We start from the raw sequence: 24311 nt of genomic DNA on the forward strand, positions 1-24311 counted from the left end.
AAAGAGAGTATATCAATTTTGACACACCCTCAAGGATTTATAGGCTATTTAAGTTTTACCAGACAGCAATAGTTCCGGAAGGCTTTTTCGCTGAATATATGGCAGCTAATCAATGGGTTGCAGTGCCACTCAGCGTCATATTGGCTGTCCCCATGTATGCTAATGCCGCAGGAATTGTACCTGTCATTCAAGTGCTTGTGGCTAAAGGTATTCCCATGGGTACAGCCTTGGCGTTCATGATGGCAGTAATAGGACTTTCGTTACCGGAAGCTACACTGTTGAAAAAAGTCATGACGTGGCGACTCATTGGTATTTATTTTGGGACAGTCACACTTTTTATCGTGATACTAGGCTACTTCTACAACTTTATATTTAGTCTGTAGAAAAAGAACATTCCATTCTTCTCATCTTTATTCCACTATCACCTCGTCGAAGAAGAAACGGGATTTTTGGCCGGGACGGACGTGGGATGGGGGACAAATACCAGCTCCACGCACTTGTATCTTGACATATCGAGCCTTTGATTGGAAGGCGAAAGAAAGGTCTTCACGGAAAGTTCCATCGGCAAACAAGTCGGCTTCATCGCACTGGTAGGTTGCTATGGGACGGAACTTTCGCCCATCCTTAGATGCCAAAACGTCTATTTGAGCCGGCCGATGTACGGCTACTCCATAGTTATTGATACATCCTAGACGGATGTATTTAATGGGTTGGATGCGTTGTAGGTCGATGATGAATGATGCGCTATCGGTATTATTCCACGAGCACCACTCTGAATCGGTGCACTTCATGGTACCTCGTACCCCGTTGGTCAATGTGTAGGGTAGGGTGGCGCCCATAGTTTTGATGGGGCAAGCTGTGGCTTTGTTCCAATGAATGGGGAATGACAAGGTCTCACCTTCCTGATGGTTATCGCGGAAAGTGGCAGCCTGAATGGTGACATCGGTAGACACTTCGAGTGGTGAGGTGTATAGGGGAGAGGTCGGGCTAGGTGGTGTGCCATCGAGAGTGTACCGTATTTGCACGTCGGGACGGATACAGTCGAGTGCCACTTGTAGTTTCCCATTGTGCGGGACGACCGATTCTTGAATGTTAAACATCGAACGTGCCGGTACGATACCCATGTTTCCGAGTTGTTCGCAGTAGTTGTCGGTGGCTTTCAAGAATCGATTCCAATCTTTATGTACGGGCATAGTCCACGCTGTTTCGGCCAAGGCTAGCATGCGAGGGAAGAGCAGATAGTCGACATCGGCAGTGGTCTGGCAGAATTCTGTCCACAAAGAGCCTTGTATACCAAGTAGTTGTTGTGTGATGGCGGACGTCCAATCGCGTTGTACGGGTTCGTAGTCGTACACATCTTTCAGCGTGTTGTTGCCGAAATAGGTAATCGGTTCAAAGCGTTGGGGACCCTGATAGCGGATGAGATAGAGTTTTTGAGCCGGTGTCATAACGATGGGATGTCCCTGTCGGGCAGCTTTTAGAGCGGCTTGTCCCATTCCTCGCCAACCGAAGATGACAGCCCCTTCGGGTAGTGTTTGGCTGTTAGTCAGTTCGTCCCAGCCTATCACTTTGCGCCCTTTGCTGCGTATATATTGTGCTAATTGTGACATGAAATAGCCCTGTAGGTCTTCTTCGTTGGTTATATGTTCGTGCTTCATGCGTGCTTGACAGCGCGGACAACGTTTCCAATAAGTTTTGTCGGCCTCGTCGCCACCGATGTGAATGTAATGCGAGGGGAACAACTCCATCACCTCATCGAGTACGTTGTGGAGGAAAGAATATACGCTGTCGTTACCTGCACAGAATATAATCTTGGCACGAGCAACACCCAGTCCGGGTAGTACACCGGTGGGTTGGTCAACTACCGGACACTTCAATGCCGGGTAAGCGGCCAATGCAGCGTTGCTATGGGCAGGTAGGTCGATTTCGGGAATCACCTCTATTTGCCGAGCAGCAGCGTAGGATACAATCTCTCGAATGTCGGTTTGAGTGTAGAATCCCTTCTCATAAACCGGTTCACCGGGCTCCGGATTGCGTCGTTCGGGGAAGAGTTTGCCCGGCCTAACCACGCGTTTAGAGCCTACAGACGTGAGCCGTGGATAACGTTTTATTTCAATACGCCACCCATTGTCGTCTGTCAAATGCAGGTGAAGTCGGTTGAGTTTAAGCATCGACATGCAGTCGATGATTTGTAGAAGATGGTCTTTGGGAGTGAAAAAACGTGCAACATCAATCATTACACCACGATAGCCAAAGCGTGGCGAGTCTTTGATGGTAACAGCAGGTACGCACCATGGTGATTGCGTAGGCATGAGTTGGCGAAGCGATTGTATCGCATAGAAGACTCCACTATTACCAGCCGAGCGGATTGTGATATGTTTGGTATCGACGTCAAGGATATAACTTTCGTCCGCTAGACTGCTATCTGTGATGATGCGTATGTCGGCTTGGTCGGTCGATACCATCTTGGGTGTAAAGCCAAAATCTCGCCGTAACGCGTCGACGAATAGCTGTATGACGGGCTGTTGCGATGGGTGAGCCACGCCAATCGTGGTAGATGGGGAGAACAGGAAAGTACCTTCGCCAACTTGAATCTCTTGTGGTTGAGGGATAAGATGGATGGTCGGTGATGGCTGTGCAGCTTTCAAGGGCATGCAACTCCATGCCAAGCTAACTAGAAAAATGCGTATACTCATGGATAAAAACGTTTCTCTCATTAGGTTATAACGGGATTGAATGATATTGTATAGATGCAAAATTACGAAATAAAATAGATACCGACAACGTAACTTTCTCAAAAAAAGCGATGACGACAGGCTTTGTTGTTAGCATATTTATTGCTATTTTTGCATGCAGCTATGAGTGAAACGTCGACCATACAAAGTCTTAAACAGCAACGATTGTTGCTGGAGTTGGAATACCACACAGAGAAAGAAGCCTTTCGGAAGCAAACCGAAACGATGGGATTGCAACGAAAGGTGAAGCGTGGCGATGCTTGGTATCCGCTGAGAGTGGGCAAAAGCTACTATAATTCGCTGAACCAACTGTCGCTGGAAGTGTTTCGTACGACCGATGAGGAGATAGAATGTAACTTCGAGTATGGCCGACCGGTGGTATTCTTTCGCGTCGATGGTGAGAGCGGACGCATACATTATTTCCCTTTTACTGGTTCGGTGGGCTATGTAGAAGGTGAGCGCATGGTTGTCACTGTGCCCGACTCGGCTTGCTTGTCGGATGTGCAGGCCTGTACATCTATGGTGGGTGTGCAGCTATTTTTCGACGAAACAAGTTACCGACTGATGTTTGAAGCACTTGACAAGGTGACCCGTGCCGATGGAAACCGATTGGCCTATCTGCGCGATTTGTTCTATTCGCATCGCCTAGCCGAACGATTTACTTTTGCAGCCACGCGTTTCCCATGGCTCAACGCTACGCAGGAGAAGGCCGTGAACGAGGTGTTGTGGGCTAAAGATGTGGCGGTGGTGCATGGTCCACCGGGCACAGGGAAGACTACCACATTGGTAGAAGCCATCAACGAAACGCTGATGCGCGAGAGTCAGGTGCTCGTTTGTGCACAGAGCAATATGGCCGTAGACTGGATTTCGGAGAAGTTGGTAGACCGTGGTATTAATGTGCTGCGTATCGGTAATCCATCGCGTGTGAATGATAAGATGTTGTCGTTTACCTATGAGAGACGCTTCGAGTCGCATCCGGATTATCCCCAGCTGTGGGCTATACGGAAAGCTATACGTGAGTTGAGAGGCCAACGGCGTGGCCGAGACGACCGTTACCATCAGAAATTGGAACGTTTGAAGAGTCGAGCAGCGGAACTTGAGATACGCATCAATGCCCAACTATTTGGCGAAGCTCGTGTTGTTGTATCTACATTAACGGGTGCAGCGAACCGTTTACTCGACCGTCAGAAGTTCGGAACGCTCTTCATCGACGAGGCAGCGCAGGCTCTTGAAGCTGCTTGTTGGATAGCTATTCGTAAGGCAACACGTGTCATCTTGGCTGGCGACCATTGTCAATTGCCGCCTACCATCAAGAGTATTGCGGCGTTGAAAGCCGGACTAGGTAAGACGCTCATGGAACGAATTGTGGAAAACAAGCCCGAAGTGGTGACGCTACTCAAGGTGCAATACCGTATGAACGAGCAGATAATGCGTTTTTCGAGCGACTGGTTTTATGGCGGACAGGTAGAGAGTGCGCCGCAAATCAAGTTCCGTGGCATTCTGGATTATGATAATCCTATTGAGTGGGAGCGTACGGAAGTGACGACAGGAGAGACTTTCGTGGGAGAGAGTTTCGGCCGAATTAACAAGGAGGAGGCTGAATTGACGTTGCAAAAACTGGAGGCTTATTATCATAAGATAGGTAAGGAGCGCGTGTTGGAAGAGCGTATCGACGTGGGGATTATTTCTCCCTATCGTGCCCAAGTGCAATATTTGCGACGCCTCATCGGTAAGCGCGAATTCTTCAAATCCTATCGACATCTCATCTCGGTAAACACCGTTGACGGATTCCAAGGGCAGGAACGCGATGTGATTCTGATTTCGTTGGTGCGCAGTAACGATGAAGGGCAGATAGGATTTCTCAATGATTTGCGACGAATGAACGTGGCTATCACGCGTGCCCGAATGAAACTCATCATCCTAGGTGACGTAGATACGCTCACCAAGCATCCTTTTTATAAAAAGCTATACGAAAGTATTCAAAACGAATCATAACGATGTTACAACGCGACTACTACCTCAGACTCATACAAGAGTTTATGGCTGCACTGGCCAAAGTACTGGAAAAGAAAGAGTTTACGGCTCGAAAAGAAGAACTGCATAAACTATATGAGCAGTATGTAGGGCCTTATGCGTTTTACGGTACGGCCACTATTGACGAAGTGATGCAGGCACTTGAGGGTGAAACCCCGGAAAAACGCATCATGAAACTCGAAATGTTATCAGAGTTATACTACCATGAAGGTTGTATAGAAACCGGACCGACACGTGACATCCTGCTCTCTAAAGCCTTCTCGCTCTTGGATTATTTAGAAGCCAATAGCGGTACCTACTCCATGGAACGACATGCCCGCATAGCAGAACTACAACGGGAATACGGGAAGAAAGAGGGGGAGTAGATCAGCAAAAATAGGCTTACTGTTATTCCATATATTTTCCAACGAATCGTTTTACGATCTCGGTATACTTTTGACGATGGTCGGTATAGCTCATGGCATGAGCCGAGTGGGGGAAGAGGGCGAGTTGTTTGGGCTGCGGTTTGCCCGTATAGAGCGGGTAAACCATACGGGTGGGTACGTAGGTATCGGTCGTGCCATGGATAAAGAGCATCGGTTTGTTGCATTTTGCAACTTGCTTTAATGCTGAAGCTTCAGCAAAAGACCAACCGTAACGCAGCTTGCAAAGTGCACTCGTGGTGTACATCAAAGGGAATGAGGGGAGGCTGAATTGGTTTGAAAGTTCCCCTCTAAACTCATCCCACACGTCGGTATAGCCACAATCTTCTATGAAACAGCGAATGTAAGACGGGGTGTTTTCACCTGATAACATCATCACTGTGGCTGCTCCCATGGATATACCATGAAGCACTTGCTTCGTTCCGACGAACAGCGAATCGGCAAACGCTGACCAGCGCAAGACATCTTTGCGGTCTTCCCATCCCATTTGTATATGGTCGCCATCGCTTAGGCCGTGTCCATAGAGGTCGGGCAACAGCACGTTATATCCCATTCGGGCGTAGATATAGGCTATATGCAGCATCTTCACGGCACTGTCTTTATACCCATGGATGAGCAAGGCTGTGAGTGGGGTACGGCTCGGTGCATAGGCATAGTAGACGTGCATACGCTCACCATTCACCTTATATATAATGGTGTCGTGTAGTGCATGAATATGCAGCAGGCTGTCTATCCACGGTTTAATTTCGGGATTTGCAGCTACCACTTCCTGTAATTGTGTCTTCACATATGTTTCCCGGTTGTCTCTAGGAGACAGGGAGAACGAGAGCATGTAGCACGATGCGGCTGTGATGATGATGATTAGGGTTCCCAAAAGGATGCCCAGCCATCGGCCGATATACGATTTCTGTTTCATAAGTAAACGAAAAAAGGATAGCTTCATGGTATGAAACTATCCTTTATTTATTAGAGCTCAATACCTTCTCTCTTTGGCGAGGGAGGCGTAGGGCTGTTTTACTTCATCTTAGTATAACCATACTTAGCTGAGCAGCACAATTCTTCCTCGATGCGGATGAGCTGGTTGTACTTAGCCATACGGTCTGTGCGGCTCATAGAACCGGTCTTAATCTGACCGGAGTTGGTAGCTACGGCGATGTCAGCGATAGTAGTATCCTCTGTTTCGCCCGAACGGTGAGAAGTAACAGTGGTGTAACCGTGACGGTGAGCCATCTCGATTGCGTCAAGAGTTTCAGACAATGAACCGATTTGGTTGACTTTAATCAGGATTGAGTTAGCTGCACCCATCTTGATACCCTTTTCCAAGAACTTCACGTTAGTTACGAACAAGTCGTCACCAACCAACTGGCAACGGTCACCAATCTTAGCTGTCAGCTTCACCCAGTTCTCCCAGTCGTTCTCATCAAGACCGTCCTCGATAGAGTCGATAGGATATTTTGTGATAAGTTCTTCCAAGTAAGCGATTTGCTCTTCAGCTGTAAGCTTCTTGCCATTCTTTACGTCCTTCGGCATACCGTTCTTGAGTTGACGATAGTCGTAGAACCACTGACCGTTTTCCTGAACAGCAAATTCAGAAGCAGCACAGTCCATAGCAATCTTCACATCATCACCCGGCTTGTAACCAGCGTCCTTGATTGAAGCGATGATAGTGTCGAGAGCGTCTTCGATACCATCAAAGCTAGGAGCGAAACCACCCTCATCTCCAACAGCAGTAGAGAGTCCGCGCTTCTTCAAGTTCTTTGCCAATGCGTGGAAAACCTCAGCACCCATACGGATAGCTTCTTTCTCGTTCTTAGCGCCTACAGGGCGAATCATGAATTCTTGGAATGCGATAGGAGCGTCAGAGTGAGCACCACCGTTGATGATATTCATCATAGGTACGGGCAAAGTATAGGTATTGCAACCACCAATGTAGCGATACAAGGGGATATTGAGAGCCTTGGCAGCAGTCTGAGCAACAGCCAAAGAAACACCGAGAATGGCGTTAGCACCGAGCTTACTCTTTGTAGGAGTACCGTCGAGTTCAAGCATCTTGTTATCGATCTTGCGCTGTTCGAGTACGCAGAAGCCCTTCAATGCTGGAGCGATGACGTTGTTTACGTTCTCTACAGCTTTCAAAACGCCCTTGCCACCGAAACGGTTCTTGTCGCCGTCGCGAAGCTCAAGAGCCTCGTTTTCACCGGTAGAAGCACCAGATGGTACGCTAGCGCGACCCATCACACCATTTTCCAATGTTACTTCTACTTCTACTGTAGGATTGCCACGAGAGTCAATAATCTCACGAGCATGTACTTTTTCAATTACCATAGTTGTTTTCTTTATTTTATAAAATACAAATATATTCGTATTGTCTATGTATGCAAAGTTAGCATAAATTTCGCACATAGCATTCTCCCATGCGCAGTAGAGAGGTGCATTTTATATAAATTAACGCATGCGCGAGATTGATACAGTGCGTATACTGCTTTCTTAGCGTCTTCTGTTTTTACTGATGCTCTCTTTCAACAGTTCTGCGGCCACTTTCGAGATGTTGTATAAGATGACCATGTTGTGGTTGTCGGTGGTGGAGAGTTGCTTGACGAAAGCGGTATTCCAAGCCTTTACCTCATCTATTGTGACGGGATGGTCGGTCTTTATCGGAGTGGGAGAGAAGTTATGCTGCACTTGTTCTATCACGCGAGTGATGTATCGACATGTCTCAATATCCTCTGCTGTGAGTGGTTTGCTGTAATAATGCGCCCCAAGAGCCGATACATACGACAGCAAAGAGTGGTGCATATAGGTCAGTGCATAGGCCTCTCGCTGTAACTTCCGCTTCTTCTTGGGTTCGGCATGCATACCCTTCCAAGCCTTTGCCAAGGCGTTATCAGCCTGATGAGCGGTGCGTCTGTTGTGATAATAAGCGGCTCCTCGCACATCGTTCTCGTAGATGGTGTTGAAATAGCGTAGCGTCTTGGTGATGGCATCAGTCATCAATTGCTGTAGATGGCGATATTGCCAATCGGGCCAAATATACCTTACGGCCAAGAAAGCCATGATAGAACCGAGCAGCGTATCGAGCAGTCGGTAGGTCATGACGGCTATACCGGTGCCAGTCTGTAGGTTGAATGCGGCAATCACGAACATGGTAATGAAGACCACGGCATACGTGTAGCGCTTGCGAACCCAATAGAAGAACGTGAATATAGAGAATAATAAAAGTACGATTTGACCAGCTACGGTGGGTAACAAATGAGCCCAAATGACGCCTAAGGCTACTCCGACAAAGGTTCCGAAGATACGTTCGAAGAGGCGTTGGCGCGTAGCTACGTAACTTTGTTGGCACACAAAGAGAATCGTCAGTACCACCCATGCGCCTTTGTTCATGTGGAAAGCCTCGACAAGGGCGTATCCCGCCACTAGGCAAATAGACAGTCGCACGGCATGGCGGAATCGCGGATGGTTCTCGTTGAAGAGAGCCCGAAGTCGTTGTTTCAGTGATGCCGGCTTGTATTGTAGTGTTTCTACGGGTACAGGCTCGCTGTGATGGCTGTCGTCGGCGTGTTCCAAGAGCAGCGAAATGCGCGACAGGTTGGAATAAAGCATGGACAGTGCGGCGTATTCGGGGTCGTCGGTACTCTCCTCCAATTGGTGTCCTACCACCTCTTTCGTCCATCGTAAGTCGGCCGGTAAGGCAAATCTTTCGCCCATAATAATCGTGTCGGCATAGTGCCGAATAGCTTCCGACAAGCAATAAAGATATTGCCCGAGTCCTTCGAGTAACAAAGGGTGTTTGCAACGACGGCTCAACACATCGTAACGTTGATGGGTTGAGGCTGCACGCTCGTGCAGTTGTTGCAACAATATCCATTGATGGTAAAGTGGAGCGAGCCCCTCTGTGCTTTTTCCACCAAGTACATCGAGGCACGAATAAATCACGTCTTTGCAGCTATCTATGCCGCGTCCCACGGCAATATTGCGCTCGGCCAGTTGTGTGCGCCCCGCTTTATACTCGTCTTTCGTACATGGGAAGAGTTCGGCTTTTACGCTTAGATAGTCGGCTAAATGCCCATAAGCCACGACCAACTGCTCTTTCAGCAATCGATAAGGACGTAGCGAAAGTAGCAAGAGAGAGATGCTGCCGTACATCAAACCGCCAAGTGGCAGCAGAATGGGTTGATAGTACCACGGTTTAATGCCCGCGCCGAGCATGGCATAGACCGACACGAGTAGCGCACCAAAGGTCACCCCTTGATACCGAGTACTTAGTCCGCCGAGTAGAATCAGTATGAACGACGTGGCTCCCAAGCCGATACCAAACAGCCACGGATAGTCTTTCAGCAGTTCGACGCTTGTACTTACAATCACGAAACTCACGATGGTAACGGCTAAACTGCGCATGCGGCCGAGTGGATGGTCGTCGTTTTCGGCTAAGGCAGCGCCTACTGCCCCTAGTGCCAACGTACATCCTACGAACGGTTCGCCAAATAAACAGCATGGTATCAACATCAAGGCGATAGCCAATGTCACCTTGAGAGCCCACAAATTGTCGGGATGTGTCCAGAAACAATCTATCCAAATCCGTCGTAATTGCCGTATGAAGGCGTTGTATGTCTTTGCTAATAATTTGTTCATACTTGTCTGCAAAGGTAGTGATTTTCCACGGATTAGGACATAAAAAATGACGTCTGAACGATAAAATCGTTCAGACGCCAACTCACAACAATTATTATTCAAACACCGTGGCAGCAATCTTCTGTACCAGTGCTATCTTTTTCCATTGCTCATCTTCTGTCAACTTGTTGCCAATCTCGCACGAAGCGAAGCCACACTGCGGACTTAAGCAGAGTCGTTCGGCCGGTATATACTGCTCGGCTTCCTTGATTCGGTCGATAATAGTCTGTTCATTCTCAAGTTCGGCACGCTTGGTGGTAATCAGTCCGAGCACCACTTTCTTGTCAGCGGGTATGTATTTCAAAGGTTCGAAACTTCCCGAACGCTCGTCGTCGAACTCTAAATAGAATGCATCCACATTCTCGTGGGCGAACAGATAGGGCGCGATGGCATCGTAACCTCCCTTACATGCGTAGGTGGAATGGTAGTTTCCACGACACACGTGGGTGTTGATTGCCAAGTCGGCAGGTCTGCCTTCGAGTGCCAGATTGTTCACGTGCAGATACTTCTTAGCCTCGCTTTCTATAGTAGCACCGTCGCCCATCTTCGCCTTCCAGTAATCTTCGTCAACTATCATGCCCCAAGTGCAGTCGTCGAACTGGATGTTTCGGCAGCCGGCCTCATACAAGTCGCGAATCACGGTGCGATAAGCGGCTGCTAAATCTTCCACCAATTCATCAAAATTAGGATAGATAGACTCCGTTTGCTTGGCATTGTCGCCACGGAAAAGTTCTGCTAATGTCTGTGCCGGAGCAGGGATTGTCTGTCTGGCCACGACTCCCGGACGTTCAAATTGCTTCACGTATTTGAAGTGTTCTACGAATGGATGGTTTTCTCCGGAGATTTCTCCGACCAGTTTGATAGACCCTTTTGTGGTCTCTTCGCCATGAAAGAAGTAGCCATGTTCGAGTTCAATGTGCTCTATTCCCTGCAATCCCCACATGAAATCGAGGTGCCAATAGCTGCGACGATATTCTCCGTCGGTGATGACATGTAGCCCTGATGCTATTTGTTTTTCTATCAACTCTTTGATGAGCCGGTCTTCCACGGCTTTCAGTTCGGCATCGCCAATCTCTCCATTGGCATACTTGGCTCTTGCAGTCTTCAATTCTTCCGGTCGCAAAAAACTCCCTACGATGTCGGCACTAAACGGTGCTCTAGTCTCTTCTCTCTTACTCATAGTCTCTATTTTATCTCGTTTTACCTTATTTCGTTGTTGTGAAGGCAAAGGTAAATAGTTTTATTTTTACTAGCAAATAATTTTGGTAAATAGGAATATTATGCTACTTTTGTCGGGAATATAATGCTTTGTGTAGAATATTATTCTATAAAAATGTGTTATTGGAGAGGTGAATAAAGAACTAAAAGAGACTTCCGCAATGGTTATGATGGCTATTGTAAGTCCCTTATCGCAATTGTATAATGATGGAAAATCTAGACGAAACCGATATTCGCATCCTACGCGAACTACAACAAAATGCCCGACTCACAGTGAAAGAGTTGGCTGCCAAGGTGCATCTATCGCCCACTCCAGTCTTCGAACGACAGAAAAGACTGGAGCGAGAAGGTTATATCAAGCGGTATGTAGCGCAGCTAGACAGCCGTAGACTTGGTACGGGTATCATCGTATTGTGTAACATTCGGTTGAAACAGCACTCCCAACACTATATTCAAGAGTTCATGGATGCTGTGCAAAATATAGAGCAAATCACCGAATGTTACAATATCAGTGGCGACTTCGACTTCATTATTAAGGTGCATGCTCGCGATATGCGCGATTATCAAGCGTTCATGTTGAATACGCTCGGTACGATAGATTGCATCGGAAGTCTGAACAGTGTCTTTGTCATTGGCGAAATCAAAGGCAGCCAAGGCATCCCTCTCCCACGTATCAACAGTCAAAACAAACACAACGTATGAAATATCTTATCATCTCAGACATACACGGTTGTCTGCCGGCATTGCAAAAAGCACTGAAATTTTACCGTGAAGAGCATTGCGATATGCTTGTTATTCTAGGCGACATATTGAACTATGGACCGCGTAATGGGTTGCCCGAAGGACTCGACCCACAAGGTATTGTGCGCGAACTCAATGCCATGGCCGACGAGATTGTGGCTATCCGAGGCAATTGTGATTCCGAAGTCGACCAGATGTTACTTGATTTTCCTATTATGGCCGACAGTATGTTGCTCGTTGATAGTGGCCGTCGTATCTTACTTACTCACGGTCATATCTACAACGAAACGAATATGCCACGCGGTCCATACGACGCCATCGTCTATGGGCATACGCATCTCTATAAACTCGAACAGCATGGCTCGCTCACTGTTTGTAACACCGGTTCCATCACTTTTCCTAAAGGTGGCAATCCGCCTACGATGGTTGTGTATGAGAATGGAGAATTTAAAATTATCGTATTACCATAAGACGAGGTAATACGATAATTTCTCTTTGATGCTTGGCGAGAGGTTTCGCCATATCAAGCTGGGGGATAAAAAGGGGTGGAAAAGAATTATTTCTGTTCTTTTACCAAATATACGACTACCGGAAGGTGGTCTGAGAAACCATCAAGCCATACTCCGCCGGCTGTCGTACGCAATGGAGCACCCTTGTATTTTCCTGTTTGTTGGAACAGATAATCACGACGGAAGATCTGTTTTTTCCAATATTTCAGTGTTGAGAAATCTTTCTTTCCGTCCTTATCAAGCAGTGTCGGTGAAAGAACTATTTGGTCGAAGAGATTCCAACTGCCGTTGTACATCAACGTACCGGTACCTTGTTTCGCGAGAATAGCGTAGAACGGGTTGTACATATCGTTCGGTCCAACTTCGGAGATGTCGCCCTTGGCTGCCAATTCTACTTTCATGCTGGCGTTCATGGGGTCGTCGTTCATGTCGCCCATCACAAACACTTTCAGGTCGGGATTGGCTTGCAACAAGCTGTCTTTTATCTTCTTCACCTGTCTACCGGCAGTCTCTCGATAGGGTGAAGTGTTGAAACGGCTAGGCCAGTGGCATACGATAACGCACACAGAATCGCCACCCAAGATTCCTTTCACGGTGAGATAACCGCGTGTATGGAATGCGGTGTCACCTTTCACTTCGTCTTTATATTGATAAAGGTGGCTCCATGTAGGCGTGAACAAACTTGGATTATACAGCAAGGCACAGTCGATGCCACGGCTATCGGGACCTTCTATGTGTACAAACTGGAAGTTGCGGGCTTTCAAAGGTTCTTGAGCCACGAGGTCGGCCAAAGCCATTGAATCTTCCACCTCGCTCACTCCGATAAGCGAACAGCCCACGCCGGGCAATACATCGGTCCCCATATCGGCCAACGCCCTACTCATATTGCGAAGTTTATGTGTGTAGCGTAGCTTGTCCCACTTATAGATTCCATTAGGTAAGAAGTCGTAATCGCGCTTTCCCTCGTTATGAACAGTGTCGAAAAGGTTCTCTTGATTATAGAATCCTACAGCATAAACGTTGAACTTTTTCTGCGCTGTAGACATGATAGACACAAAGAGACATGCCATCAGCATCAAAGTTGTTTTTCTCATTACTTGCTTTTTTGCTTTTTGATATTACGTTAACCGACAAATATTTTAAAACTATACTTGTCTTTGCAAATGTCGTAAAATTATGCGAGAAATATCCCTTTTTTATGAATAAAAGTAATTTTATAAGGTGGAAATTCAAAAATAAGTACTTATTTTGCAAACAAAGTCAAATTTAAAAACAACCATGCAAAAGAAGATTAAACTTGCTGCGATAGCGATATGCTACTCATCGTTGGCATTTGCACAGTCTGTTGGTAATGGCCAAAAGAACGAAGTTCAGAACGAATCGGCTTTCACCTTTACCGAATCACAGCTTGGAGAAGATGACAATATCACCCAGAATGTGACCATCATCAATTCCAATTCCAATGTCTATGCCAGTGGTGTGGGTTATCTTTTCTCACCAGTGCGGTTCAGATACCGTGCTTTCAATCAGAAATACAACGAGGTCTATATCAACGGTATGCCCATGAACGATATGGAAAGTGGTCAATTCCGCTTCTCGTTGATTGGCGGATTGAACAACCAGACACGTAATTCTGATACATCACTCCCGTTTGAGAACAATGCTTATATGGTATCTGCCATGGCCGGTTCTACCAATTACGATTTCCGTCCGGTAAACATGCCGAGAGGTCATAGAGTCTCTATAGCAGCGGCCAACCGTAGTTATACCGCTCGTGGAGTGTACAGTTACAACAGCGGTCTCAATAGTAAAGGCTGGGCATTCTCTGCCGGTCTTACTTACAGATGGGCCAGTCGAGGCTATGTAGAAGGTACTTTCTACAATTCGTTGTCTTATTTCTTGGGTGTTCAAAAGGTGCTTGGCTCTCGCATGCAGCATTCGCTGAGCTTCACCACATGGGGTAATCCCACCGAGCGTGGTACTCAAGGAGCTGCCACAGACGAAAGTTACTGGTTGGCCAACGACTATCAGTACAATCCATATTGGGGTTATCAGAATGGTAAGAAGCGCAACTCGCGCGTGGTAAACGAGTTCTCTCCTTCTGCATTATTTACATGGGATTGGAAGATAGATAACGATATGAAGTTGACAACCACTTTGGGTGGTAAGCTCGGCCACTACAGTAGCACCAAACTCAACTATAATAACACCGACAATCCACAGCCCGATTACTATAAGCTTCTGCCTAGTAGCTACTATGATGTGTTCGATCCAGCCGACACCGGTAATCGTACCGAGGCTTCGTTGGTGGGATGGACAAAGGCTTATAATTACCTTACGGCATCGAAAGCCAATCGGCAAGTCAACTGGGATCGCTTGTATTTAGCCAACGCCAATGCCTCGGCTCAGGGCGCAGATGCTATGTACTATGTGGAAAATCGTCACAGTAACCAAAGCATGTTGACCCTTGCGTCGACGCTTAATGCCAATATTAATAAACTCACGACATGGAATTTGGGTGTGATTCTCGCTACCAGTAGAACACATCATTATAAGACTATGGAGGATTTATTGGGCGCAACATCGTTCCACAATATTAATACTTACGCTTTAGGTACATACGCTCCGGGCGCTGACGAATTGCAATACGACCTTAACCATCCCAATGCTTTGGTAGGAAAGGGCGACATCTTCGCCTACGACTACAACATCTTTGTCAATAAGGGGTATGCTTGGACAAGCTTCACCCGCACATTTGGTCGTCTTCATGGATTGGCAGCTATCAAGGCCGGAGGCACTAGTATGAGTCGAGATGGCAAGATGCGCAATGGTCTCTTCCCCAATAATTCATTTGGTGGAAGCGGTACGGCAACCTTCGCCGAGGCAACCGGCAAACTGGCTTTGACGCTGAATGCAGGTCGTGGACACACGTTCTCCATGGGCGCAAGCTATGGTTGGAATGCTCCTACGGCTTCCGTAGCTTTCCAAGCTGCCGAGATGAACAACGATTTCGTCACCAATCTGAAGAACGAGCGTGTATTTAGTTCTGAGATAGGGTATCAATACCTCTCTTCTTGGCTCCATGCCAATGTCAGTGCATACTATAGTTATGTAGACCGTGTGACCGAATGGATTCCTATCTACTTCGATGATATCAATTCATTCTCTTATGTTTCGCTAACCAACAACGCCAAACGATTCTACGGAGTAGAAGCCGGACTCGACTTTAAGTTGTCGTCTGCCTTCAATCTCAAGTTCCTTGGAACTGTGAGCGAAGCCAAGTATGCCAACAATGCCAACGTTCGTTACCTCAACAGTACAAAGGGAACCTACGACACAGATGTGTTGTTGAACAAGGGAATGCGCGAATCGGGTACTCCTCTCACGGCTTTGAGTGCAGGCATTAGTTATCATCAAGGTGGCTGGTATGTCGACCTCAACGGCAACTACTACGACCGAATCTATCTCTCTTATTCCCCTTATTACCGCTATCAGAAGGTACTTGCCAAGCTCGGACGTGTGGACGAGAGCAACAATTACATCGTATCTTCGCAAGATAAGGGCAAGGGTGGTTTCATGCTCGATGGGTCTATTGGTCGAAACATCTATCTGAAGAAAGGTTCACTCTCTATCAACTTGATGGTAACCAACATTCTTAACAACCGTCGTATCGTGACCGGTGGTTACGAACAGAGCCGCTCAGACGCTACAGCTTCGGGCAATACACGTGGCTATAAGTTCTCTGCCAATCCTAAGAAGTTCTATGCTTACGGCACGAACGGTATGCTTAACATCACCTATAAATTCTAAACAGACATCGCAATGAAACAAATTCTATATTTCATCGTGGCCGTACTGACTTTCATGGCTACCGGCTGTATGAACAACGATTGGGATAATCCCGATAACAAGAATGCATTTGGCAATGAGAAAATCCAAGAAAGCAATGTCATAACCATTGCCAAACTCAAATCTCAGTATGCCGATTACATTTATCAAACGACTAATACATACACCGAAATCACCGACGATGTGCAGATAAAGGCTCGTGTTACGGGTAACGATGTGGGTGGAAACATCTATAGCGAAATCTCTGTCGACGACGGAACTGGTGCTCTTCTCATCTGTATCTCGCAGAATGGACTCTTTGGTTTCTTGCCCGTAGGTCAGGAAATCTTGATAGATTTGAAGGGGCTTTACATCGGTGGATACGGTCAGCAGGCCGAGATTGGTATACCATATACCAATGCACGTGGCAAGAGTTACGTGAGTCGAATGAGCCGTTATATTTGGAATGAGCACTTTAAACTCATTGGTACGGCCGACGCTTCAAAGGTTACGGTCGAAGATTTCGATGGTAACAAGATGAAAGATGCTAACTATCTCAAGTCTAATAGTGGCAAGTTGATGACCATTAAAGGCGTGAAGTTCAATGAAGGTAACGGTACCGACACCTATGCTTCTACCGGAACGCCTGATGCAGCCAACTGTGTGAACCGTGGTCTTGCTGGTTATAATGCGTCCAATCTTGTAGTTCGCACAAGCACCTATGCTGATTTCGCTGCTTCAAAATTACCTACTAAGACTGTCGACATCACCGGTATCTTCACCCGATACGGCAATACATGGCAGATACTCGTGCGTACCGAAGCCGACGTGAAGTAAATATCAATTACCCAAGTAAACAAAAAACAACCATAATATGAAAAAGATTTTTTATTCAATGATCGCAATGGCTATGGCAGCCATGATATTTACAAGTTGCGAAAATGTTCCCGCTCCATACGAAGTTCCCGGCAGTGGAAACACAGAAACGGCTGCTATTTTAAAAGAAACCTTCGCTTCTAGCTTTGGTTCCTTTACCGTTGAGACTCCGAAAGGAATCGCATGGGTTATCAGTCACAACACTGCTACGGCTACAGGATATGTAGATAAGAAGAATACCGAGAGCGAGAGCTATCTAGTTTCGCCAGAAATAGACCTTACCAAAGTCGAAAAAGCTAACTTGCAATTTGATTATATCTTGCAGTATGCCAATAATGAGGGAGCCGACAAAGTGCTTATTACCAAGAATTATACCGGAAAACCTGCCGAAACTCAATGGGAAGACATCACCGGAACATTGACGCCGGGCACTCCGGGCGAATGGTCTACATTCGCACACTATGCTAAGAACATCGACGCTAAGTATCTTGGTGGCAAGTGTCGCATTGCTTTCTACTACAGTGGCACAGCAAAAGGTTCTAGGACATGGGAAATTAAGAATGTCGTAGTGGCTTCAGGCGAAGTTGAAGAACAGAAAGAAGTACTCCCACCTGTTACCGGTACGGGTGAAGGAACAAAAGATTCTCCTTACAATGTAGAGAAAGCTACTAGTCTTATTGCTGCAAAACAAAACGATAGAAACGCAGAAGTCTATGTTAAGGGTATCATTACCAAGGTAGACAGTGTAAGTGCTAAATACCACAACGCTACTTATCAGATTGCCGATACCAAGGATGGTACGAACACCCTTATTATATTTGGTGGTCTGAACTTGGGCAAAGCTAATTTCAACAACGAGAAAGAAGTGCCTGTAGGTAGTACTGTTGTCGTAGTTGGTAAACTGGTAGAATATAAGGGACTGAAAGAGATGTCTGCTAAAAACTACATCTATTCTGTCGATGGCAAGACCGCTCCGGAGAAACCTGATACCCCAATTGGAGAGGCAAAGGGCGATGGTAGCGAGGCTAAACCTTTCAACGTAGCCGGTGCCTTGGCTGAGATTACAGCGAATCCCAAGGACGAGAAGACTGCTACCGACTCTTATGTGAGCGGTGTAGTTTGTAAAGTTGATAAATTTAATAAGAGTTATAACAGTCTCACCTATTATATCTCAGACAACGGTAAAAATGAGAATGCTCTGCAAATATACAGTGGATTGAGAACTAAAGATAATCCTTTCAAGGCAGCAACCGACTTAAAGGTGGGCGATAAAGTAACAGTGAAAGGAAAACTGATAGATTTTAAGGGAACCAAGGAGGTTGCCAAGAACAGCATTATTACGAAGTTTGAGACTGGCTCTGGCACCACTACTCCCGATGTAAAACCTGCTGAGGGCAGTGGTTTGACTATCGAAGGCACCACAGTTACATTGACCAACAGCAAGTTTACAGCCGGTCCGTCTGTCACAATAGATCTTAGCAAGGCTGGACTTACAGATAAGAAAGAAGTTGCTCAAGTTGCATTGAGCGATGGAAGTACCATCGAATTTAGCAAGGGAACAGCTTCTACCAATGCTAAATTTTATGCTCAGAGTAAGGGTATCCGTTCATATGCGGGTGGTATTATCACCTTTACAGGTAAGAACAATATTGCTAAGATTGTGATTACTTGTGATAATTTCCAAGGTGCAAATGTTGGTAATGCTGATGCTTCTGTTGTTTACGATGGCAAGAAGGTAGTATATACCAATTCAAAGACAGACCCAAAGAAGCAGATTCGTCTACAAACTGTCACTATCTATTACGCTAAGTAATAGCTTATCATATATAGGTGTGCCAAGAGAAATACACTTTTGGTGCACCTATTTCTTTTTATTTATTATCCATTTATTTCATGTTCAGGAAACTATTTACTATCTGCACGGCTGTATTCCTCTTTGTAGCGTGTTCAAGCAACAACGATATAATCCCCGACAATGAAACCAATAACGCCAATGCCAACGACGCCTCTGCATTCCCGGAATACGCCCGTTTGGAATTTCCCAAGCTTAAAGGGGGAGCCAACAATCGTGTCCTTATCCATAAAAGCAATGATGGTTTCGGTGTCAACTACTGTACCGAGTGGGACGATAGCAAGAAGTCGCAGCGCTGGTCGTGCTATCAACTTTATAAGAGCAACCTTGCTACAGGTAAGGGAGTAAAGCGTTATGTGGCTGATAGGCGGAAAGGTGAGTTGCAATACTTCCAAGATGAACTTATTCCGGCTATGTACCGATTTGCTTATGACCCATATTATAGAACTGGATACGACCACGGCCACATCTGTCCTTCTGCCGACCGACTCTATACGCAGACTGCTAACATCGAGACATTCTATCTTTCCAACATGCAACCGCAGTCGCATGCGTTCAACGATGGAGTGTGGAAAAACATGGAGACTGCCGTTCGCCAGTGGGGGACTCGAAATAATTATGGGTTTGCCGACACCCTTTATGTGTGCAAAGGTGGTACCATTGATAAGAACGACTATATCCTAAAGAGGCTGTCTAGCGGCCTTATCGTGCCTAAATACTTTTGGATGGCTATCTTGCGCGTGAAAGATGGACAGTACAATGCCATCGCTTTCTGGGTAAAGCACGAAGACAACAAGGATACAGCTTTGGCCAAGTATGCCATTTCTATCAACGATTTGGAGAAGAAACTCGATATTGATCTCTTCTGTAATCTGCCTGATGACCGCGAAGAACGAATAGAATCTTCAGTGAATATCAATCTTTGGGGATTGCAGTAAATGCTGAGTTGTCGCACTGCATTCGCTCTTTAAGTTGACAAGTGTACAAGTGAACGAGTAGGCAAATAGACGAGTTAAGGTTTTAGTTTTAAAGTTTTTGGGTTGATAAGTTATTGGTTGAGTTTGTAAGTTCATGTGTTTTTGAGTTGAAAACTATTGGAGTGGGATTTAGAAAAGAGGAATTTCCTGCCTGAAAGGCAGCCTTTTCATAGCCGGATGCCTTTAGGCTTCCGGAGCACAATGATAAAGAAAGATCGAGTCTGAAAGACTCCCCTACATATAAAAGGTTATATATCAACTAATAAAAAAGATATTTCTTGTCAGGCGAATTGCATTCGCCCTGAATAATTACACCAACGGCAATGAACTGCCAATGAGCTTCTGATAGATGTCAAGGGCATAGACATCGGTCATTCCACTGACGTAGTCGATGACGGCCATGATGCAATTTTCGAGGTTGGCATTGCGAATATCGTACTGGCTGCTTACCAAGTTGATAAGCTGTTTGGAATGGAATTTATTGGGATTGACCACCGCATCGACGAGTGTATCCATCAATGTCTCCATGATTTTATAACCGCTCAGTTCGATGTCCAACACAGGTTTGCTAGTGTAAATCAGTCGGTACGACTCCTTGGCACATCGTTGATAGGCATCGCGTTGTAGCGGGTTGATGTGGTCGACAAGGCATCCTTTGAACGTTCCGGCAAGTATCTCGTCTTCGTGTTCAACGAAGGTTGCCACACATTCGCTTTCCAGTTTGCCGATAGCACAAGCTCGCATGTAGACCACGCGTTCGTTCTCGTCGGTTATATGTTCATCTTCGATACGTTGTTTTACACGTTCCTGTTCCTCCGGAGAGAGGAAACCGAGCAGCAAGTCGCTCGTCTGTTCGTAGGAGAGGATGCGTAGTTTATGCGAATCTTCAATGTCCATGACCTCGTAACAGATGTCGTCGGCCGCTTCAACGAGATATACCAACGGGTGTCGGGCGTATGCCAACGGTTCGTCGGGAGCCGAGTGGCGAATGATACCTAGTTCTTCTGCAATCTTACAATAAGTGTCTTGCTCAAATTGGAAGAACCCGAATTTGCCGTGATGACCATCTTGTCCTGACGAAAATGGGTATTTGACGATACTCGCAAGTGTCGCGTAGGTCATGGCAAAACCACCTACACGGCGACCATTAAACTGGTGGGTGAGCAGTCGGAAAGCGTTGGCATTACCTTCAAAATGGGTAATATCGCTCCAAAATTGACGGCTCAAGCGAGCCTTGAGAGCTGCTCCGGCCCCCTCTTCAAAGAAAGCTTGTATGGCTTTCTCACCGCTATGACCGAATGGCGGATTCCCCATGTCGTGCGCCAGACAGGCTGTGCTGACGATGGTTCCTATCTCTTCGAAAAGCGTACCGACCAGTTCGGGATGGCGTCGCTTCAATTGTGTGGCCACATCGTTGCCTAGCGACATGCCTACCGAGGCCACTTCGAGCGAGTGGGTGAGGCGATTGTGTACGAATACCGAGCCCGGAAGAGGGAATACCTGTGTTTTATTTTGCAGTCGACGGAAGGGAGCCGAGAAGATAAGACGATCGTAATCACGCTTGAATTCCGAGCGGTCGTCGTGCCGATTGGCATGTTTATATTCTTGTCCTAGTCGTTTGTTGGATATGAGTTGTAGCCAGTTCATGTGCTGATAGCGTCTTTTATAGGTTGACTGGGAGTCTGTCCCATCGCATTGTTTGACAAAAGTAGCAATAAAAAGTCATAACCTTGTGTCTTTTGATAGTTTTTTGTATTTTTGCAATGATGGAACTTCGACAACTCAAATATTTCTTGAAGACAGCTGAACTGCTCTCATTTTCGGAGGCGGCCAAGGCTTTGTCTATCACGCAAAGTACGCTTTCGCAACAGATAAAACATCTGGAAAACGAGCTTGGTGTGGAACTGTTCCACCGCAATAGTCACGAAGTGCAACTCACGGAAGCTGGCGAACACATGGTTCCCAACGCTCGTGCCACGCTTGTATCGGCCGATACCTGTGTGGAAAGCATCAACGAATTAAAGGCCATCATGACCGGGACGTTGAACATCGGAGTCACTTATACGTTCAGTCCGCTGCTTACCGACGCCCTGTTCGACTTCACTCGGCATTATCCGCATGTCCACATGAACATCATCTATAAGTCGATGAACGAACTCATGGAGATGCTGCAACAGCGTGAACTCGACTTTGTGCTGGCTTTCAAACCCTCCGAACGCTATGCCAATATAGATAGCCATGTGCTCTTTAGCACGCATCTGACGGCCGTGGTACGTACCGGTCATCCCTTGACGAAGCTATCTTCGGTGTCGTTATCGGAGCTTGACTACTACGATATGGCCTTGCCGGCTACGGGATTACAGGCACGTAATGCCTTCGACAAGATTCTTGCTGACAGCGACCATCATCCCCATGTGCTCATAGAGTTGAACGATGTGGAGATATTATTGAAATTGGTGCAGCTTAGTAATTACGTTTCGGTACTGGCAGAGACTACCATTCACGGTCTAGAAGGAATAAAGGGAGTGCCCTTGAAGAACTGTGAAGACCTGATGGAAGGTTGCATTCATGTGCGTAAGAATACGTATGTGAAGAACTCTGCCCGCGAATTCTACCGCATTCTCAGCGACTCTGAAGCTATCAAACGCTATTCCGTATTGGCCGATTTGATGTAATTACAGCAGTTCTTTCAACTGTGCTAGATGGATGCCGTTGCTCCCTTTGATGAGAATATAATATCCGCGAGGTTGCATTTTTGCAATCTCGCTTTTTACTTCCTCCACATCTTTGAACTTCCGGAAGTTGCATTGAGTCTTCCCGAATTCCTCTCCGACGAGCCATACAGTGCCTAATTGTTTCTCGGCCATGAGTTCTACCATCTTCTGATGTTCTTCCATGCTCGCCTCTCCCAGTTCTCTCATGTCGCCTAGAATGGCCATCTTATGCTCGTTTGGGATGAGACTGAAGTTTTGTAGAGCTGCCGCCATACTTGTAGGATTGGCATTATAGGCGTCGACGATGAGTTTGTTGTGCGCCGTTACGTCTAGTTGACTGCGGTTGTTGCTCGGAATGTAGTTGGCAAGTGCCTCGCTTATCAGTTCCGGAGCGATGCCGAAGCGCACACCGACAGCAATGGCTGCCAACATATTATCCAAGTTGTAGGCTCCGATGAGATGTGTTTTGACTTCGTACCACTGTCCATTGCTCGACTGCCAACGGAAATGTAAGAACGGCGTACAGTCGATTAACTCTCCGCGAGTGGTAATCTTGGCATCTTCGCTTTGCCCATAATAGATGGCTTCAGTGATGCCTGCGTGCTCCCGCATCTTTTCCAGATAGGGGTTATCTAAGTTGGCAAACACCTCGCAATGGTTAGCATGGAGATAGTCGTACAACTCTCCTTTAGTGCGCATCACGCCTTCAAACGATCCGAAACCTTGCAAATGAGCCTTGCCAACATTCGTTATCAGTCCGCAAGTAGGTTCCACCGTCTCCACCAAAGTTTTGATGTCGCCGGGATGACTGGCTCCCATCTCGATGACGGCTATCTCGTTTTGCTTCTTAAGACGCAACAAAGTTTTGGGCACTCCCACGTCGTTGTTGAAGTTGCCGAGTGTGTATAACACATCATAGCGCTTTTCCAATACGGCAGCAATGAGTTCCTTGGTCGTCGTCTTGCCGTTGGTTCCGGTGATACCTATCACAGGAATGTTGAACGTACGGCGGTGCTCGCGTACCATATCCTTGAATGCTTGCAGCACATCGGGCACCAATATATAGCGCATATCGCCCTCTACAGCATACTCGGCTTCGTCTACAACGGCATAAGCGCATCCTTTTTCCAACGCGGCAGCAGCAAACTTGTTGCCATTAAACGACTCGCCCTTGAGGGCAAAGAAGATAGAGCCGGCAGGGCAATCGCGGCTGTCGGTGGTAGCTTGTCCCTGTTTTAGGTACAAAGCATATAATTCGGTTGCATTCATGAACACTATTTGTTAGAGAATGAAATTCCTCTTTGAGGAGTTATGGTGGCTTCATTCGTATCATGGAGATACACGATGGTACCTTCATCTTATGCAAAGAAAGTGCAATTGAGCGCAATGAAAACTTGTTTTCAAATAGCCGAATGCAGCCTTTCTTATGCAAAGATAATGATATTTTCTGATTCTGTCGCGCCATGAGTGGGAAAATCGGAAAGCAACTTTGTAACCGTTGTTACAGTAACCATGGTTACAAAGTGAATAGATGGAAAATGGTGACTTCACTCGCATGCCTTTTTCTGTCTGTTATCTAGTCTACTTGCCAATTCCAAACTCTTTGTTTTCATAGCGAAGTGGTGGGTGTTCTGTTCACTCCGAGTAGCTATCTTGGTTAAAGGACAGCCCTTTGTAATGAGCGTAAGCCTAAGGGCATCCGGCTATGAAAAGGCTGCCTTTCAGGCAGTAAAT

The 24311-nt window shown here is 46.5% G+C and carries 18 protein-coding genes; 10 read left to right on the forward strand and 8 right to left on the reverse strand.

Features of this window, described 5'->3' with window-relative positions:
* Nucleotides 1-383: permease (locus HMPREF3034_RS03945; protein WP_197421725.1), on the forward strand; the 383-nt coding region annotated here is incomplete at its 5' end.
* 27 nt (nt 384-410) lie between these two features.
* Here the strand turns inward: HMPREF3034_RS03945 and HMPREF3034_RS03950 are convergent.
* Complete coding sequence (locus HMPREF3034_RS03950; protein WP_062433565.1) at nt 411-2696, reverse strand: glycoside hydrolase family 20 protein; 2286 nt, start codon at nt 2694-2696, stop codon at nt 411-413.
* A 162-nt stretch (nt 2697-2858) separates the two neighbouring features.
* Between HMPREF3034_RS03950 and HMPREF3034_RS03955 the strand changes: the two genes are divergently transcribed.
* A complete protein-coding gene (locus HMPREF3034_RS03955; RefSeq protein WP_062433401.1) occupies nt 2859-4730 on the forward strand; it encodes an AAA domain-containing protein in 1872 nt (623 codons plus the stop codon).
* Between the two features lie 2 nt (nt 4731-4732).
* On the forward strand, nt 4733-5134 hold the full coding sequence (locus HMPREF3034_RS03960) for a hypothetical protein (RefSeq protein WP_036896770.1): 402 nt from the start codon (nt 4733-4735) through the stop codon (nt 5132-5134).
* A gap of 22 nt (nt 5135-5156) precedes the next feature.
* Here the strand turns inward: HMPREF3034_RS03960 and HMPREF3034_RS03965 are convergent, their stop codons facing one another.
* From HMPREF3034_RS03965 to HMPREF3034_RS03980, 4 genes are all read right to left on the reverse strand, one after another.
* Entirely contained in the window at nt 5157-6107 is a 951-nt protein-coding gene (locus tag HMPREF3034_RS03965; protein ID WP_062433404.1) for an alpha/beta hydrolase, read from the reverse strand.
* A gap of 98 nt (nt 6108-6205) precedes the next feature.
* Nucleotides 6206-7516 (reverse strand): phosphopyruvate hydratase, encoded by a 1311-nt coding sequence (eno, locus tag HMPREF3034_RS03970; protein ID WP_036896774.1) that lies wholly within the window; start codon nt 7514-7516, stop codon nt 6206-6208.
* Nucleotides 7517-7678: 162 nt separating this feature from the next.
* Nucleotides 7679-9823 (reverse strand): FUSC family membrane protein, encoded by a 2145-nt coding sequence (locus HMPREF3034_RS03975; protein WP_231725601.1) that lies wholly within the window; start codon nt 9821-9823, stop codon nt 7679-7681.
* 94 nt (nt 9824-9917) lie between these two features.
* The gene (locus HMPREF3034_RS03980; RefSeq protein WP_036896854.1) at nt 9918-11042 is read right to left on the reverse strand and encodes a 5-methyltetrahydropteroyltriglutamate--homocysteine S-methyltransferase; all 1125 of its coding nucleotides are present in this window, start codon (nt 11040-11042) and stop codon (nt 9918-9920) included.
* A gap of 242 nt (nt 11043-11284) precedes the next feature.
* On the opposite strand from HMPREF3034_RS03980, the gene HMPREF3034_RS03985 reads away from it, so the two are divergent.
* The gene (locus tag HMPREF3034_RS03985) at nt 11285-11782 is read left to right on the forward strand and encodes an Lrp/AsnC family transcriptional regulator (RefSeq protein ID WP_369793918.1); all 498 of its coding nucleotides are present in this window, start codon (nt 11285-11287) and stop codon (nt 11780-11782) included.
* Complete coding sequence (yfcE, locus tag HMPREF3034_RS03990) at nt 11779-12291, forward strand: phosphodiesterase (RefSeq protein WP_036896779.1); 513 nt, start codon at nt 11779-11781, stop codon at nt 12289-12291. The genes HMPREF3034_RS03985 and yfcE overlap by 4 nt, the downstream gene beginning before the upstream one ends.
* A gap of 86 nt (nt 12292-12377) precedes the next feature.
* Here yfcE and HMPREF3034_RS03995 read toward each other — a convergent pair whose 3' ends face one another.
* The gene (locus HMPREF3034_RS03995) at nt 12378-13424 is read right to left on the reverse strand and encodes an endonuclease/exonuclease/phosphatase family protein (protein WP_062433407.1); all 1047 of its coding nucleotides are present in this window, start codon (nt 13422-13424) and stop codon (nt 12378-12380) included.
* A 184-nt stretch (nt 13425-13608) separates the two neighbouring features.
* Here HMPREF3034_RS03995 and HMPREF3034_RS04000 point away from each other — a divergent pair, with 184 nt between their 5' ends.
* From HMPREF3034_RS04000 to HMPREF3034_RS04015, 4 genes are all read left to right on the forward strand, one after another.
* Nucleotides 13609-16140 (forward strand): TonB-dependent receptor, encoded by a 2532-nt coding sequence (locus HMPREF3034_RS04000; RefSeq protein ID WP_062433410.1) that lies wholly within the window; start codon nt 13609-13611, stop codon nt 16138-16140.
* Nucleotides 16141-16152: 12 nt separating this feature from the next.
* Entirely contained in the window at nt 16153-16995 is an 843-nt protein-coding gene (locus tag HMPREF3034_RS04005; protein WP_062433414.1) for a DUF5689 domain-containing protein, read from the forward strand.
* A 37-nt stretch (nt 16996-17032) separates the two neighbouring features.
* The gene (locus HMPREF3034_RS04010; RefSeq protein WP_156431033.1) at nt 17033-18847 is read left to right on the forward strand and encodes a choice-of-anchor J domain-containing protein; all 1815 of its coding nucleotides are present in this window, start codon (nt 17033-17035) and stop codon (nt 18845-18847) included.
* 80 nt (nt 18848-18927) lie between these two features.
* Nucleotides 18928-19824 carry a DNA/RNA non-specific endonuclease gene (locus HMPREF3034_RS04015; protein ID WP_062433421.1) on the forward strand — a complete coding sequence of 299 codons (897 nt, stop codon included), beginning with the start codon at nt 18928-18930 and terminating at the stop codon, nt 19822-19824.
* Nucleotides 19825-20172: 348 nt separating this feature from the next.
* Here HMPREF3034_RS04015 and dgt read toward each other — a convergent pair whose 3' ends face one another.
* Nucleotides 20173-21510 (reverse strand): dGTP triphosphohydrolase, encoded by a 1338-nt coding sequence (gene dgt, locus HMPREF3034_RS04020; RefSeq protein WP_036896784.1) that lies wholly within the window; start codon nt 21508-21510, stop codon nt 20173-20175.
* A 119-nt stretch (nt 21511-21629) separates the two neighbouring features.
* Between dgt and HMPREF3034_RS04025 the strand changes: the two genes are divergently transcribed.
* Nucleotides 21630-22538 carry a LysR family transcriptional regulator gene (locus HMPREF3034_RS04025; protein ID WP_036896786.1) on the forward strand — a complete coding sequence of 303 codons (909 nt, stop codon included), beginning with the start codon at nt 21630-21632 and terminating at the stop codon, nt 22536-22538.
* Here the strand turns inward: HMPREF3034_RS04025 and murF are convergent, their stop codons facing one another.
* Complete coding sequence (gene murF, locus HMPREF3034_RS04030) at nt 22539-23846, reverse strand: UDP-N-acetylmuramoyl-tripeptide--D-alanyl-D-alanine ligase (RefSeq protein ID WP_036896789.1); 1308 nt, start codon at nt 23844-23846, stop codon at nt 22539-22541. It abuts the gene before it with no gap.
* Between the last annotated feature and the right edge of the window lie 465 nt (nt 23847-24311).

The organism is Prevotella sp. DNF00663, assembly GCF_001553265.1.
In the GTDB taxonomy this organism is placed as follows: domain Bacteria; phylum Bacteroidota; class Bacteroidia; order Bacteroidales; family Bacteroidaceae; genus Prevotella.